Origin of the sequence: Butyrivibrio sp. AE3004 (genome assembly GCF_000703165.1) — a bacterium.
Lineage (GTDB): Bacteria > Bacillota > Clostridia > Lachnospirales > Lachnospiraceae > Butyrivibrio.
On sequence record NZ_JNLQ01000002.1, the window covers coordinates 1,065,598 to 1,081,357 of the forward strand.

A 15,760-nucleotide genomic window follows, 5' to 3' on the forward strand; every position below is an offset into this window, starting at 1 on the left:
TTTCGTTGAATAATACCATTTCCAGTGATAAAATAATCTTGCAGAAACGGATATCCGGCTAGTCGGATACAAAAATACGTTTAGAGTGGAGGAAATGGTATGTTAGATTTTTCAAATTTTATGACGGGCATATTTGGGGGCCTGGGGAAAGTAATGGTGGCGCTTGTCATCCTTCTCATTGCGTATATCGTCGCATCGATTGCCAAATCACTTATAATCAAGCTCATGACACATACGAAGCTTGGCTTCATCGTATCGAGAGCTGACGGACAAAGACCCGGTGTGACAATAACCTACATAAGCAAGCTTGTCTATGTTCTTGTGTTTATGCTTTTTATTCCGGCAATTTTCGGAGCACTGGGGATTGACAGTATTTCTTCTCCCATAATGGGACTGCTTAATACGATCTGGGGATACGCTCCTAACGTTGTGGCAGCGGTTATCGTTCTTTTTGTTGGTAATCTGATAGCAAGTGCAGTCAGAGGCCTTCTTGAACCACTGTTTGCAAAGCTTAAGGTTGATGAGCTTCAGACTAAGGCAGGCATCGAGGTTAAGGATACAGCAAGACTTTCATACACACTTGCTTATATCGTGTATGTTCTTATAATGATTCCTGTTTTCATAGTTGCGCTCAACACTCTCAAGATTGAAGCCATAACTGAGCCGGCTGTGAACATGCTCACAATTGTAGTAAACTATATTCCTCGTGTTGTTGTAGCCTGCATGGTTGTATTTGTGGGATATCTTATCGGTAAATTCTCGGGAAATATAATTTCACAGCTCCTTGCTTCAACGGGCGTGGATAAAAAGCTCACAGATGTGACGGACGGGAAGACAGAAAAATTTGTTTTGTCTAAGGTTACAGGCAAAATAGTGCAGGTGGTTATCAATATCATCTTTATTGTGCAGGGCTTTGCGGTTGTTGACTTAAAGCTCCTGACAGATATAGGCGCTGCTGTTATCAGCTATATGCCAAAGGTGCTTGCTGCTATTATAGTTCTTACTCTTGCATATTTTGCGGGTATTCTTGCAGAGAAAGCTCTTAAGAAAAATGGCATGGACGGATATGCAATGATCTCAAAAGCGGTTATCTTTGTGATCGGTGTGTTCATGGTCTTAAACCAGCTTGGCATAGCAACCGTAATAGTGAATTCAGCATTCATAATCATTGTAGCTTCGCTTGCAATAGCATTTGCCATATCCTTTGGTTTTGGCGGCAGGAATTTTGCTGCAAGACAGCTTGATAAACTTGATAAGTACATTGAAGATAACAGTAAGAAAGAATAATGAAAATTTAACTGACAGATATGACGGAGGGCAGACATAAAAAGTTGCCCTCCGCTTTTCTATCTTGTATAATTATAAGGATTTCAGTATGAAAGGAACGTGATTGCTATGGAAAAAGAAGTACAGAATAATACACTTACAAAAGCAAAGGGTATTGGATCTGTTAAAATTGCTGACGACGTAGTTGCAAAGATTGCTGCACTTGCAGCGCTTGAGATTGATGGCGTAAGCGCAATGGCAGGTAATTATACAAGTGAGACTATTGAGAAGGTTGGACCTATGAACCTTCAGAAGAGCTCCAAAATTTTCCTGAACAATGGTAAGGTTCGCGTGGATATGTCCATACTTATGGATTACAGCTATAACATTCCCGCAACCAGCAAGAAGGTACAGGATAAGGTTAAGAACTCGATTGAGAGTATGACAGGACTTGAAGTAACTGACGTTAATGTCCGCATTGCCGGAATTACTATGCCGGAATAAGAGGATGACAGAGATATTATGAAAAGATCAGAATTAAGAGAACAGGTTTTTCAGCTTCTTTTTCGTGTTGAATTTAATACGCCTGAGGAAATGAGAGAACAGGAAGACCTGTTCATTGAAACTAATGACCTGAATATGAGTGAGAAGGATGTGAGCTATGTTAAGGAGCGTTATGAGAGCATAGCTGAGAAACTTCCTGAGATTGACAAGCTTATAAATGAAGTGACAACCGGATGGGACACAGGCAGAATCGGTAAGGTTGAACTTGCTATCCTGAGACTTGCTGTTTATGAGATAAAGTTTGACGATTCAATTCCTACCGGAGTTGCAATTAACGAGGCGGTTGAGCTGTCTAAGAAGTTCGGACAGGATGGAGCTTCCTCCTTTGTAAACGGAGTGCTTGCAAAGTTTGCGTAACGAATATACTGTTGAGCAGATAAATAATTACATTAAAAATATGTTCAGGCAGGACTTTCTGCTCTCATCGCTAACTGTGAAGGGAGAGGTCAGTAACTGTAAATATCATTCCTCCGGTCACATCTACTTTACGCTTAAGGATGCGTCCGGAGCGATTTCATGTGTGATGTTCCGCGGAAGCAGGGCTGAGGGTCTGCATTTTGAGATGAAGGAAGGCCAGCAGGTCAAGGTGACCGGAACTATAGATGTTTTTGAACGTGATGGTAAGTACCAGCTCTATGCTAAGAAAATTCAATTAGATGGAGAAGGTGCTTTATTTGAGCGTTTTGCTGCACTTAAAAAAGAACTGTCTGAGAGGGGAATGTTTGCTGCAGAGTACAAACAGGCTATTCCCAAATATATAAAGACTCTGGGAGTTGTTACTGCTCCCACAGGAGCTGCCGTGAGGGATATAATCAATATTTCTCAGAGAAGAAATCCCTATGTACAGATTTATCTGTACCCGGCAATTGTCCAGGGAGACCAGGCAAAAGAGAGCATTGTCAGAGGAATAGAAACACTTACAAAAATGGATGTGGACGTCATCATCGTGGGGCGAGGTGGCGGATCCATTGAGGATTTGTGGGCTTTTAATGAAGAGGTGGTTGCTGAGGCAATCTTTAACTGCCCTATACCTGTTATTTCAGCGGTCGGTCATGAGACTGACTGGACGATAGCGGATTTTGTCTCGGACCTTAGGGCACCTACACCTTCAGCTGCTGCTGAACTTGCGGTATATGAACTTGACCTTCTGCTTCACGATTTGGAAGCCTACAGGGATATTCTGACCCGCAGGATGAATGATAAAATTCGTATCTTACGGGATAAGGCTGCAAGTGACAGAAGGCTGCTGGAGCATCTTTCACCCGAGGCAAGAATACGGGATCAGAGAATGAGAGCTGCTCAGGGTGAGGAACGCCTTATCAGACTTATGACGGATATGATACGTGATAAGAGGCATCTTCTTGATGTTAATATAGAGCGGCTTAAGGCACTTAGTCCTCTTGATAAGCTGCAGTCCGGTTTTTCATATGTCTGTGATGAGGACGGCAGAAATATCAGGTCTATCGAAGGCGTAAAAGCCGGAGATGTGCTAGAGATAAATGTAATTGACGGAACTATTAAAACTGAAGTAATAGCTGCAAAGGAACGAACCTATGGCTAAAAAAGCTGAAGATATGGATAACGAACAGAAAAAGGATATTCCTGTAGAAGAAGCCTTTGATAAGGTTGATGCCACGATCAAGGCACTTGAACAAAGCGATATATCACTTGAGGATTCTTTTAAACTCTTTAAGGAAGGAATGGACCTTTTAAAATATTGCAATGACTCAATTGACAAGGTTGAGAAAAAGGTTCAGAAAGTAATGGCGGACGGCCGTACGGAGGATTTTGAATAATGTCTGATTTTGACAGATTACTTGATGAAAAAGCTGCTGAGGCTGAGAAAATCGTAAAAAGCTTTTTGCCTTTAGAGGAAGGTTATCAGAAGACGGTAATTGAGGCTATGAACTATAGTGTTCTTGCAGGTGGAAAGAGAATAAGACCTGTCCTCATGATGGAGATGTTCAGAATCTTTTCAGGAAAATCAGAGGAGATCATTGCACCGTTCATGGCTGCCATGGAGATGATACATACCTACTCACTTGTTCATGATGATCTTCCTGCACTTGATAATGATGAGTACAGAAGAGGCAGAAAAACAACTCATGTTGTTTACGGACCGGGTATGGCAACCATTGCAGGTGACGGCCTTTTAAACTATGCGTTTGAGACGGCAATAAAGGTATTTAACTGTAAGGAAGAATTACCTTTGTATGACGGAGAATTCAGCGACAGAAGGGCTGTTGCACTTAAGATTCTTGCAACGAAAGCCGGTATTTACGGAATGATAGGCGGACAGTGCGCTGACATTGAGGCTGAAGGTAAAGCCTGTGCGACAGAGGATGAACTCATTTTTATCCATGAAAACAAGACCGCAGCACTTCTTGAGAGCAGTATGATGATAGGCGCTCTTCTTGCAGGTGCGGATAGTGCGACGCTTAAAGAGATTGAACAGGCTGCCCGCAAAATCGGCGTAGCTTTTCAGATACAGGACGATGTCCTTGATGTAACAGGCGACGAGGCAGAACTGGGAAAGCCTGTGGGCTCTGATGAGAAAAATGAGAAGACTACCTATGTGACTCTTCATGGTATTGAAGAATCAAAGAGGGAAGTAGAGAGACTTTCCGATGAAGCAATCGGAATATTGTCTGAATTTGAAGGAGCAGATACATTCCTTATTCCACTTGTGAAGTGGATGATAACACGTAATAAGTAAGTGCTGTTCCAAGGGTACGAAAATACTTTTCAGCTAGGCTGGAGGATGAGGGCTGACATGTTAATTGATAGTATCAATAAGCCAAATGATATAAAGAAAATACCTGCGAACAAGTTAAATGAACTCGCTCAGGAAATCAGAGAGTTTTTTATAGAAAAAATAAGTGTTACAGGGGGGCATCTTGCCTCCAATCTCGGAGTGGTTGAGCTTACAATGGCGCTTCATCTTGAACTTGATCTGCCAAAGGACAAGATCATATGGGACGTTGGACACCAGTCCTACACCCATAAGCTTCTTACCGGACGAAAGGATGGTTTTGACTCACTTAGGAAATTCGGAGGAATGAGTGGTTTCCCAAAGAGAAGTGAATCGGACTGCGACTGCTTTGACACAGGTCATAGTTCAACCAGTTTGTCAGCAGGACTCGGTATGGTCAGAGCAAGACAGCTTTCAGATGAAAACTTCACTATAGTTTCCGTTATAGGAGACGGATCTCTGACAGGCGGACTTGCATATGAAGCTTTGAATAATGCAGCTAAGCTGGATACGAACTTTATAATGGTTCTTAATGACAATGAGATGTCCATATCGGAGAACGTTGGAGGTATGGCAAAATACCTTAATGTAGTCCGCACAAATGAGGGATATCTGAATCTTAGAGATGACATTTATAATTCTCTGAAGAATTCCAGCCCCAAGATGGTAAAGGGGATAAGAAGGGCGAAGAACAGCTTTAAACAGCTCTTTGTACCCGGTATGGTATTTGAGAATCTTGGAATAACATATCTCGGACCTATAGACGGACATAATATTTCCGCTATGAGAGCGGCGATTCGTGAGGCCAAGAAGGTTCGTAAGGCAGTTATGATTCATGTTGTTACGAAAAAGGGTAAGGGTTATGAACCCGCTGAGAGACATCCTGCAAGATTCCATGGTACGGAGCCTTTCCTCATTGAGAACGGTATACCCAGAAATCCCAGAACGGTAGCAAACTACCAGGATATTTTCAGTACCGTAATGTGTAAGATAGGTGAGCGTAATCCGGAGGTCGTAGCAATAACCGCTGCCATGGCGGACGGAACAGGCCTTAAGAGATTCAGGAATATGTATCCCAAGAGATTTTTTGATGCGGGGATCGCGGAAGAACATGCGGTTACCTTTGCAGCAGGTCTTGCAGTTGGCGGATATCATCCTGTTTTTGCGGTTTACAGTTCATTTTTACAAAGAGCATACGACCAGATGATCGAGGACGTTTGTCTACAGAACCTTCCCGTTACTTTTGCAATAGACAGGGCGGGACTTGTAGGCAGTGATGGTGAGACTCATCAGGGAATTTTTGATCTGTCTTATCTTTCAAGTATGCCTAATATGCATGTCATGGCACCTAAAAATAAATGGGAGCTTTCCGACATGATGAAGTTCGCTATACAGTTTAACGGACCGACGGCGATAAGATATCCAAGGGGAACTGCCTACGACGGACTTGAGGAATTCCGTGAGCCTATCGTTATGGGAAAAGCGGAGCCGATCTACAAAGAGAGAGACATTGTTCTTTTGGCTGTAGGCAGCATGGTCAAGACTGCAGAACAGGTAAGGGAGATCCTTATAGAAAAGGGCTACAACTGCTCACTTACAAATGCCAGATTTGTTAAGCCTGTAGATGTTGACTATATCAGGGAAGCATCCAAGAAGCATAAGCTTATGGTGACCATGGAAGAGAACATTGAAAACGGTGGCTTCGGAGATCAGGTAAGACGCTTTATTGCAGATGAAGAGATTGATATTAAGCAGCTGACTATCGCGCTTCCCGATACTTTTGTGACACATGGCTCCTGTGATCAGTTATATAAGGCGCTTGGCATAGACGCACAGTCTATAGCTAAAAAGGTTATTAGAAAATACGAGGAAATATTAGTAAATGGCTAAAGAAAGACTGGATGTAATTCTGGTTTCCAGAGGGCTTGCACCCTCAAGAGAAAAGGCAAAGGCTGTCATTATGGCAGGAGATGTCTTTGTAAACGGACAAAGGGAAGACAAACCCGGAACATCCTTTGATGAATCCAAAATAACATCGCTTGAAGTAAAGGGAGATCAGCTTCCATATGTGAGCAGAGGCGGGCTTAAGCTTGAAAAGGCTATGAAGAGTTTTGAGCTTAGTCTTGATGGTTTTGTATGTATGGATATCGGGGCTTCCACCGGAGGATTTACAGACTGCATGCTTCAGAACGGAGCATCCAAGGTGTACTCTGTTGATGTGGGACACGGTCAGCTTGCCTGGAAACTCAGGTCCGATGAGCGTGTTGTCTGTATGGAAAAGACGAATTTCAGATATCTGACAAGGGATGATATTGATGATGATCTGGATTTTGCATCGGTGGATGTTTCCTTTATATCACTTACAAAAATTCTGATTCCCGCAAGAAAGCTTCTTAAGGATGGCGGCGAGATGGTGTGCCTCATAAAGCCTCAGTTTGAAGCCGGCAGGGAAAAGGTCGGAAAAAAAGGCGTTGTAAGGGAACCTGAAATCCACGAAGAGGTCATTTGCAAAGTAATAGATTTTGCCGACATAATCGGATTTAAAGTTTTGAACCTTGATTTTTCACCGGTTAGGGGACCGGAAGGAAATATAGAATATCTGCTTCACATTAAAAAGGATGAGAGCAAAAATGATGAAGTCAGTGAGATAAATGAAGGCACGGGACTACATCTTCTCTCTGAAAAAATTGAGGCAAAGAATGGTTTTTCAACCGAGCAGGAAATGAAAAACCTGATAGAGGAGACGGTTAAAAAAGCGCACGGGGAGCTATAAAACTATGAAGCGGTTTTTTATTATCACCAATAGGAACAAAGATCCCAAGATGAAGGAGACCTTACGTATCAGAGAGTATCTGGAAGCTCACGGGGGACAGTGTAAGGTTGCCGAAATGGAGAAAAACTCCGGAGAAAATGACAGCAGTGAGTATTTGTGTGAGGTTCCGGATAATTATGAATGCTGTATTGTTCTCGGCGGAGACGGCACAATGCTGCAGGCAGCAGGGAATGTGCGAGAGAAGAATCTTCCCATCATAGGTGTTAATCTCGGAACTCTTGGCTATATGGCAGAGGTAGAGCTCTCCGAGGTTGAAGAAGCGATGGATAAGCTTCTTAATGATGAGTACGAGATAGAAGACCGCATGATGCTTCAGGGAGTTCCCTGTCAGGGAGAAGATAAAGGTGTAGGAACCTATGCTCTAAATGACATCGTAATCGCGAGATGTTCATCACTCCAGGTATACAATTTCAATGTATTTGTAAACGATATGCCGCTCACAAGTTATCAGGCTGATGGAATTATCGTATCCACGCCCACAGGGTCTACGGCATATAATATGTCTGCGGGTGGTCCTATTGTGGATCCCAAGGCGCAGATTCTGCTTCTGACACCCATCTGTTCACATAATGCATATGCGCGTACTATCGTGTTGTCTGAACATGACAGGGTTACAATTGAGATAGGAAAAGGAAGAGGCGGAAATATACAAAAGCTTGAAGCCTCATTTGACGGCGGAAAGAGAATGATGATGCAAAGCGGCGATAAAATAGATATTACTGCCGCAAAAGAAGTTACAAGGATTCTGAAAATCAGCAAAGAGAGCTTTTTGAACATTTTGAGGAAAAAACTCGTATGAAGAAAAAACGACAGAACAAATTAATTGAAATTATTCAGAACAATGTAATAGAAACACAGGAGCAGATAGCGGATATGCTTAATGCTTCTGGGTACAAGGTAACACAGGCGACGGTTTCAAGAGATATCAGAGAGCTTCGTCTTACAAAGAGAGCGACTTCCGATGGAAGACATAAATATGTCTATCTTCAGGACACTGCTTCGATGAACGACAAGTATGCGGATGTTTTGAGAGCCGGTTATATCAGCATGGATAGTGCACAGAACATTCTCGTTATACGCACGGTTTCCGGTATGGCGATGGCGGTTGCTGCGGCTCTTGATGCTCTTGAATTTGAAGAGGTAGTAGGATGTATTGCAGGTGATGATACTATCATGGCTGCAATACGTACAAATGATGACGTTCAGAAGGTAATGAACAGACTGAACGAGATGATCGGATAATAAAAACAACATTTCCTTAGTTTGCCCGAAGAAGCACAAAAGGAAAGAGGTAAATATGTTATACAGTCTACATGTAAAAAATCTTGCACTTATAAACGAGCAGGAGGTCGAGTTTAAAAACGGTCTTAATATTATGAGTGGTGAGACCGGAGCCGGAAAATCGGTTATCATAGGTAGCGTTAATCTTGCACTCGGAGCCAAAGCTGATAGTGGAATGATCCGCACAGGTGCAGAATATGCTCTGATAGAGCTGAGCTTTGGAATAACTGATGAGACACAGCAAAAGAGCCTTAAGGAGCTGGATATTCCTGTTGATGAAGACGGAACACTGATACTTCAGAGAAAGATCATGGAAGGAAGAAGTGTCTGTAAGGCAAACGGAGAAACCGTAAGCGCAAGGCAGCTGAGAGAGCTTTCTAATATTCTGATAAATATTCACGGACAAAATGATAACCAGGAGCTTTTGCATAAGAAAAAACATCTTGAGATACTTGATGATTTTTCCGGTGAAGAGCTTTCAAAGTTAAAAGATGAATGCGCTGATGCATACAAAGAGTGGAAGGATATCCTAAAGAGTCTCGAAGAAACTAATCTTGATGAAAGAGAAAGAGAGAGACAAAAGGATCTTGCAAGCTTTGAGTTCAACGAGATAAATGAAGCCGATCCTCAGATTGGTGAGGATGAAAACCTTGAAAACAAATATAAGAGAATGGTTAATTCAAGGAAAATTGCCGAGGCAGCGGGTATTGCCGCAGAGGCTACCGGCGCCGGCGAGTCCAATGAGAGTGCAGCTGACGCGATCGGCAGAGCAGTAAGAGAACTGTCTTTGGTAAGCAGCTATGATGAAAAGGCTGATGAACTGTTGTCACAGCTCTCTGATATCGATAATTTGTTATCGGATTTCAGACATGCCATCTCTTCATATATAAGCGAATTGGAATTCGATGCAGAAGACTTTGCACAGACAGAGGACAGACTTAATGTAATAAATCACTTAAAGGATAAATACGGCGGAAGTATTGAAGCTGTCCTAAAGTACAGGGATGAGAAGGAAGAGGAACTAAGTAAACTTGAGGATCTTGGTGCTTACAGGGAAAAGCTGATTTCCGACGAGAAAAAGTATCATGAAAAGGTCCTTTTGTTGTGCACAAAGATATCTGACCTCAGAAAAAAGAATGCGGATATTTTATCAGAGCTGCTTAGGAAAGCTTTAGTTGACTTAAATTTCATTGATGTCAGATTTGAGATAGAGGTAAGACCTGACGAAGAAAAGATTTCCGCTATAGGATTTGATGATGTTGAATTTATGATTTCCACCAATCCGGGAGAGAAGATAAGACCTCTTGATCAGGTAGCAAGCGGAGGTGAGCTTTCAAGAATCATGCTTGCCATTAAGACGGTTGTAGCGGATAAGGATGAAATCGATACACTTATTTTTGATGAAATAGATGCCGGAATAAGCGGTCAGACAGCCTGGAAGGTATCTGAGAAGCTCGGACTCCTTGCAAAGGAACATCAGATAATCTGTATCACACATCTGCCGCAGATCGCAGCGATGGCAGATAATCATTATGAGATTGCCAAGGGAACTCACAAGGAAGACGGACAGGAAAGAACCGTTACAAGAATCCGAATGCTTGGTGAAGATGAGAGAGTTTCAGAGCTTGCGAGAATGCTTGGCGGTGCGCAGATAACAGATTCTACACTTGAAAACGCAAGAGAGATGATGCGCCAGGCGGATGATGTTAAGAATAATATCAGATAAAGGAGCAATCCAATACACATGACACTAGATTACGATGATCTTTTAAACAGTATAATGGCGAGTCTTGACAGGACTAAGCAGGTTGAGGTCACTGAGATCCCTAATATTGATCTTTATATGGATCAGCTTCTTACTTTCATGGAGGAGAGTCTTCGAAGATCCGCAAGACATCCCGGTGTTGATAAGATACTTACCAAGACCATGATAAACAATTATGCCAAAAATGATCTTTTGCCCCCTCCGATCAAAAAGAAGTACTCGAAGGATCATATTATACTTTTGATGTTCATATATTATTACAAAAACATCCTTTCCTTCAGCGACATACAGACTCTGTTTGAGCCTTTGTACAAGAGATTCGGTGATGACTATGCCACCATAAATCTTAAGGATATTTATACGACAATATATGACGAGCAGGATGAAATAGTAGCTACGCTTAAAAAGGACATCGAAAGAAAATTTAAAGTGGCACAGGAATCATTTCCAAATGCAGAAGGGGACGACAAGCGGGAGCTTCAGACTTTTAATTTTATCTCACTTTTGTCTTATGATGTTTTTATGAAGATGCTTCTCATAGAGAATATTCTTGATCATGTTGAAGAAGAGCGTCATAAAAACGATCCTCAAAGAGAATCGAAAAAACGCAAGAAATAATTTGAGCGTCATAAAAGCAATCCTCAAAGGGAATCGAAGAAACGCAAGAAATTATTTTTTTCAGAAGGAGAATTGTAAGATTACTATCCTGAAAATGGTGTAAATGTGGTGTAATAACAAAGATGAAAGGCAAGGGAGTCGCTTAAATAGTGACTCTCAGAAAGATTTTTAATGAGTATTTACGATACGCTAAACAGTGAACAAAAAAAGGCGGTTCTACAGACAGACGGTCCGGTTCTGATACTTGCGGGAGCAGGTTCGGGAAAGACCAGAGTGCTGACTCACAGAATCGCTTATTTAATTGATGAATGCGGTGTTAATCCGTGGAACATTCTTGCCATAACCTTCACTAACAAGGCTGCAGGTGAAATGCGTGAGCGTGTTGACAAAATTGTAGGCTTTGGCTCGGAGAGCATTTGGGTGGCAACTTTTCATTCCACCTGTGTGAGAATTCTTAGAAGATATGCCGACAAACTCGGATATGACAACAATTTCACCATCTACGATTCGGATGATTCCAAATCTGTTCTCAAGGATATCTGCAAGAGATACCAGCTCGAAACTATGCAGCTTAAGCTTCGCGGAATACAGACTGCGATATCACATGCGAAGGACAACTGCGTGGATGCAAATGAATATGCGCTGACTCAGGGGGCGGATTTTAGAAAGCAGAAGATAGCCAAGGCATACATAGAGTACGAGAATACTTTAAAAAAGAACAATGCAATGGATTTTGATGATCTGCTTTTAAATACCGTCAAGCTTTTCAGACAGGAGCATGAGATTTTAAAGCAGTATCAGGAACGCTTCCGTTACATAATGGTGGATGAGTATCAGGATACTAACAATGTTCAGTTTGAGTTTGTAAGGCTACTTGCTGACAGATATAAAAATCTTTGCGTAGTAGGTGACGATGACCAGAGTATTTACAGATTCCGTGGTGCGAACATCAGAAACATACTTGATTTTGAAAAGGTATATCCTGATGCAACGGTAATAAAGCTTGAGCAGAATTACAGGTCAACCCAGTGCATTCTTGATGCAGCAAATGCGGTGATTAAAAACAACTACGGAAGAAAAGATAAGGCACTCTGGACTGATGAAGGAAAGGGAGAGCTTGTCAGATTAAAGCAGGTAAATCAGGCACCCGAGGAGGCTGAATTTATTGCCTCTGAGATAGGAAAGCTAAAGAAAACCGGCAAGGCAGATTATAGGGATATAGCTGTTTTATACAGAACGAATGCACAGTCCAGACTTATAGAGGAACGCTTTGTTTATGAGGGAATTCCCTATGACCTTGTTGGTGGCGTTAATTTCTACGGAAGGCGTGAGATAAAGGATCTTTTGGCATATCTGAAAACAATTGATTCAGGTGCGGATGATCTTTCAGTCAGAAGAATAATAAATGTGCCCAAGCGAGGTATTGGCGCAACCAGCATTTCTCATGTGCAGGACTACGCCGACAGAATAAATATCAGTTTTCTTAAGGCATGTGCGGAAGCTGACATGATTCCGGGACTTAATAAGACGGCGCAGGCGAAATGTAAAGCTTTCGCTGAGATGATAAGAGTTTTCAGGGCTTTTTCAAAAGAAGCAAGGCTCGATCAGCTGCTTCAGCATGTTATTAAGGAAATAGGATATATTGATTATCTTTATACGCTTGACGACCTTGATAATACCGAGGACAACGACAGAGCGCAGAACGTGGATGAACTTATTTCCAAGATGGCTTCATATGAGGAGAAGGAAGACGAGCCGACACTTACAGGTTTTCTTGAAGAAGTCGCACTTGTAGCTGATATAGATAATGTGTCGGAGGATGACGACAAGGTTTTACTGATGACGCTTCACAGTGCCAAGGGTCTTGAATTTGATCATGTCTATCTTGCAGGTATGGAGGAAAATGTCTTTCCGAGCTTTATGACTCTTATGAATGAAGATAACGATCCGGAAGGGCTTGAGGAAGAAAGACGCCTTGCTTATGTTGGAATAACAAGGGCCAAAAAGCATCTCACACTTACCTGTGCGAAGAGCAGGATGAACAGAGGTCAGCTTGAATATAACAGGATCAGCAGATTTGTATCTGAGATTCCCGAGAACCTCTTAGAGAAGGTTGGCTACGCCGAAGCTCAATATCTGTTTGACGGTGGTGAATCAATTGATGACGACGATGATATTGATATTGAGACAGGTCGTATTTTCAAAAAGAAGATGGATTTTTCAAAGCCTGCTTATGGCATGAATAACACGCCTTCAGCGCTGAGAAGAAGTGCATATGCAGGAACCGGGGCAGCAGTTCAGCCGGCATACGGAAAACCTGTAGCAAAGCCTGCACCTCCTAAAAAGAGAGCAGTACCAAAGGATAAGCCGTTTATTGCAGGTGCAGCAAGCACTCACAGTAAAGCGGCTCTTGGAAAACCAGGCCTCTCCGGCCTTTCAAAGGGAATGCCCTCCGCAGCGGCACTGGAATACGGAGTCGGTGACAGAGTGGTACATGTTAAATTTGGACTGGGGACAGTACTTGATATAGTTAAAGAGCCACGGGATTATAAGGTTACTATCAACTTTGATGATTATGGCCAGAAAATCATGTTTGCGGCTTTTGCTAAACTAAAAAAAGTATAAACTTTACTAATTCGATAGAATGTAAAAAAGTAAATGTTATAATATATTTATCATGCGTATTAACTATTAACAGTATCTTGGAAAGGGGACAGTAATGGATAAAAACAGAATTGAAGAACTTCTTGAAATGACAAGGATTAATGAGCTTCTGGCTAAGAAGGAAGCAGCAAATGCTAAAAAGCCTGCAAATATTATTTTGTGGTGCCTTGCGGTTTTCGGTGCAGTAGCAGCTGTTGCAACAATCGCTTACTTAGTATTTAACTATATGATGCCCGAGTACGAGGACGATTTTGACTATGATGATGACGATTTCGACGATTTTGATGATGACGATTTCGTTGATCTGGATTTGGAGAAATGAAGAAAAAAGATATCGTAACGGGAAGAATTGTTCGTGTTGAATTTCCGAACAAAGGAATAATGGAGACTCCTGAAGGGAAGGTTATTGTAAAGAATACACTTCCCGGTCAGAAGGTTTCCTGTGTAATTATAAAGAACAGAAATGGCAGAGCAGAAGGCAGGCTCCTCGAAATTCTCGAAGAGCCTATTGATGCTATAGACAGTCCCTGCATTCACTTTGGCAAATGTGGTGGATGCAGTTATCTTACCATGCCTTATGTCAAGGAGCTTGGACTTAAGGAACAGCAGGTAAGAAGAATACTTAATCCTATTCTGGAGAATCAGACACAAAGCTATACGTGGGAAGGAATAAAGACCAGCCCCGTTAAATTTGCTTACAGAAATAAGATGGAATTTACATTCGGAGATGAGGAGCTTGGCGGGCCTCTCACTCTTGGCATGCATAAAAGAAACAGCATGCATGATATCGTAAGTGTTACCGGATGCAGAATCGTTGATGATGACTATAATCAGATTCTAAGCGCAACCATATCATATTTTGGTGAGCTATATAAAAACGGAAAAATATCGTTCTATCATAGAATGAAGCAGATAGGGTATCTCAGACATCTTCTTGTGAGAAAGGCTGTTAAAACAGGGGATATCCTTATAGATATTGTTACAACTACTCAGGAAGACCATGATCTGTCGGATTATAAGGAGATGCTCCTTACTCTTGACCTGTCGGGACATATCGTAGGCATACTTCATACGAAAAATGATTCCAAGGCAGATGCCATCATAGATGAAGGAACAACTATCCTTTATGGACAGGATTATTTCTTTGAAGAACTTTTAGGGTTAAAGTTCAGAATAACTCCTTTTTCATTTTTCCAGACAAACTCTCTTAGCGCGGAGGTCCTTTACGGCACAGTACGTGAATATATCGACGGCCTCTACGACAACACGACCGAGGATCCCGGAGATAAGATCATCTTTGACCTGTATTGCGGAACAGGAACAATTGCCCAGATTATTGCTCCTGTTGCCAACAAAGTTATCGGCGTTGAGATTGTAGAAGAAGCAGTTACTGCAGCAAAGGAAAATGCTTCAAGAAATCACCTGATGGATTGCGAGTTCATCGCCGGAGACGTATTGAAGGTCCTGGACGAGATTGAAGACAAACCCAATCTCATTATTCTTGATCCACCCCGTGAAGGCATCAACCCCAAAGCTCTAAAGAAAATCATAGATTACGGCGTTAAGCATATGATTTACGTGAGCTGCAAACCCACTTCCCTTGCTCGTGATCTTGAGATACTCGCCGAAGGCGGATATTATGTCCAGCGAGCAGTAGCAGTGGATCAATTCCCCTGGACGAATCATGTTGAGACGGTCGTCTTGCTTTCCAAGGGCGAGATACCCAGTAAGAAAGTTAAGGTAGAAATATCGTTAGAGGGCATGGATACTGATGGTTTCAAGGATGGAGCTACCTACGATGAGATAAGAGATTGGGTACAGGAAAAGTATGGTATACATGTTACTAACCTGAATATAGCCCAGATCAAGAGAAAGAACGGAATTATTGAAAGAGAGAACTATAATAAGCCGAAGTCAGAGGATAGCAGGCAGTCGGAAACAACTCCGGAAAAGGAGAAGGCTATTACTGAGGCGCTGAAGCATTTTAATATGATATAAAACACAGACACACATTGGA

At 42.0% G+C, this 15,760-nt stretch carries 15 protein-coding genes; all 15 read left to right on the forward strand.

The window, feature by feature from the left end:
- Nucleotides 1–99 precede the first annotated feature (99 nt).
- On the forward strand, nucleotides 100–1,287 hold the full coding sequence (locus tag BV60_RS0107840; RefSeq protein WP_029320699.1) for a mechanosensitive ion channel: 1,188 nt from the start codon (nucleotides 100–102) through the stop codon (nucleotides 1,285–1,287).
- A 108-nt stretch (nucleotides 1,288–1,395) separates the two neighbouring features.
- The gene (locus tag BV60_RS0107845; protein ID WP_029320700.1) at nucleotides 1,396–1,770 is read left to right on the forward strand and encodes an Asp23/Gls24 family envelope stress response protein; all 375 of its coding nucleotides are present in this window, start codon (nucleotides 1,396–1,398) and stop codon (nucleotides 1,768–1,770) included.
- Nucleotides 1,771–1,788: 18 nt separating this feature from the next.
- Entirely contained in the window at nucleotides 1,789–2,187 is a 399-nt protein-coding gene (gene nusB, locus BV60_RS0107850) for a transcription antitermination factor NusB (RefSeq protein WP_029320701.1), read from the forward strand.
- Nucleotides 2,180–3,391, forward strand: a complete 1,212-nt coding sequence (xseA, locus tag BV60_RS0107855) for an exodeoxyribonuclease VII large subunit (protein ID WP_029320703.1) — start codon at nucleotides 2,180–2,182, stop codon at nucleotides 3,389–3,391. Before nusB ends, xseA begins: the two co-directional genes overlap by 8 nt.
- Entirely contained in the window at nucleotides 3,384–3,626 is a 243-nt protein-coding gene (gene xseB / locus BV60_RS0107860) for an exodeoxyribonuclease VII small subunit (protein ID WP_029320704.1), read from the forward strand. Before xseA ends, xseB begins: the two co-directional genes overlap by 8 nt.
- Nucleotides 3,626–4,546 (forward strand): polyprenyl synthetase family protein, encoded by a 921-nt coding sequence (locus BV60_RS0107865; RefSeq protein ID WP_029320706.1) that lies wholly within the window; start codon nucleotides 3,626–3,628, stop codon nucleotides 4,544–4,546. Before xseB ends, BV60_RS0107865 begins: the two co-directional genes overlap by 1 nt.
- 57 nt (nucleotides 4,547–4,603) lie before the next feature.
- Nucleotides 4,604–6,472, forward strand: a complete 1,869-nt coding sequence (gene dxs / locus BV60_RS0107870; RefSeq protein WP_029320708.1) for a 1-deoxy-D-xylulose-5-phosphate synthase — start codon at nucleotides 4,604–4,606, stop codon at nucleotides 6,470–6,472.
- On the forward strand, nucleotides 6,465–7,355 hold the full coding sequence (locus tag BV60_RS0107875; RefSeq protein WP_029320710.1) for a TlyA family RNA methyltransferase: 891 nt from the start codon (nucleotides 6,465–6,467) through the stop codon (nucleotides 7,353–7,355). Before dxs ends, BV60_RS0107875 begins: the two co-directional genes overlap by 8 nt.
- Before the next feature lie 4 nt (nucleotides 7,356–7,359).
- Nucleotides 7,360–8,214: an NAD(+)/NADH kinase gene (locus BV60_RS0107880; protein ID WP_029320711.1), complete on the forward strand. Its 855-nt coding sequence runs from the start codon at nucleotides 7,360–7,362 to the stop codon at nucleotides 8,212–8,214.
- Complete coding sequence (gene argR / locus BV60_RS0107885; protein ID WP_029320713.1) at nucleotides 8,211–8,657, forward strand: arginine repressor; 447 nt, start codon at nucleotides 8,211–8,213, stop codon at nucleotides 8,655–8,657. Before BV60_RS0107880 ends, argR begins: the two co-directional genes overlap by 4 nt.
- Before the next feature lie 55 nt (nucleotides 8,658–8,712).
- Nucleotides 8,713–10,422 carry a DNA repair protein RecN gene (recN, locus tag BV60_RS0107890; RefSeq protein WP_035777139.1) on the forward strand — a complete coding sequence of 570 codons (1,710 nt, stop codon included), beginning with the start codon at nucleotides 8,713–8,715 and terminating at the stop codon, nucleotides 10,420–10,422.
- Between the two features lie 18 nt (nucleotides 10,423–10,440).
- Nucleotides 10,441–11,079 carry a DUF1836 domain-containing protein gene (locus BV60_RS0107895; RefSeq protein ID WP_029320716.1) on the forward strand — a complete coding sequence of 213 codons (639 nt, stop codon included), beginning with the start codon at nucleotides 10,441–10,443 and terminating at the stop codon, nucleotides 11,077–11,079.
- Between the two features lie 171 nt (nucleotides 11,080–11,250).
- Nucleotides 11,251–13,704 (forward strand): ATP-dependent helicase, encoded by a 2,454-nt coding sequence (locus tag BV60_RS0107900; RefSeq protein WP_029320718.1) that lies wholly within the window; start codon nucleotides 11,251–11,253, stop codon nucleotides 13,702–13,704.
- Between the two features lie 94 nt (nucleotides 13,705–13,798).
- On the forward strand, nucleotides 13,799–14,065 hold the full coding sequence (locus BV60_RS0107905) for a hypothetical protein (protein WP_029320719.1): 267 nt from the start codon (nucleotides 13,799–13,801) through the stop codon (nucleotides 14,063–14,065).
- The gene (gene rlmD, locus BV60_RS0107910; RefSeq protein ID WP_029320720.1) at nucleotides 14,062–15,741 is read left to right on the forward strand and encodes a 23S rRNA (uracil(1939)-C(5))-methyltransferase RlmD; all 1,680 of its coding nucleotides are present in this window, start codon (nucleotides 14,062–14,064) and stop codon (nucleotides 15,739–15,741) included. Before BV60_RS0107905 ends, rlmD begins: the two co-directional genes overlap by 4 nt.
- The last annotated feature ends 19 nt before the right edge of the window (nucleotides 15,742–15,760 follow it).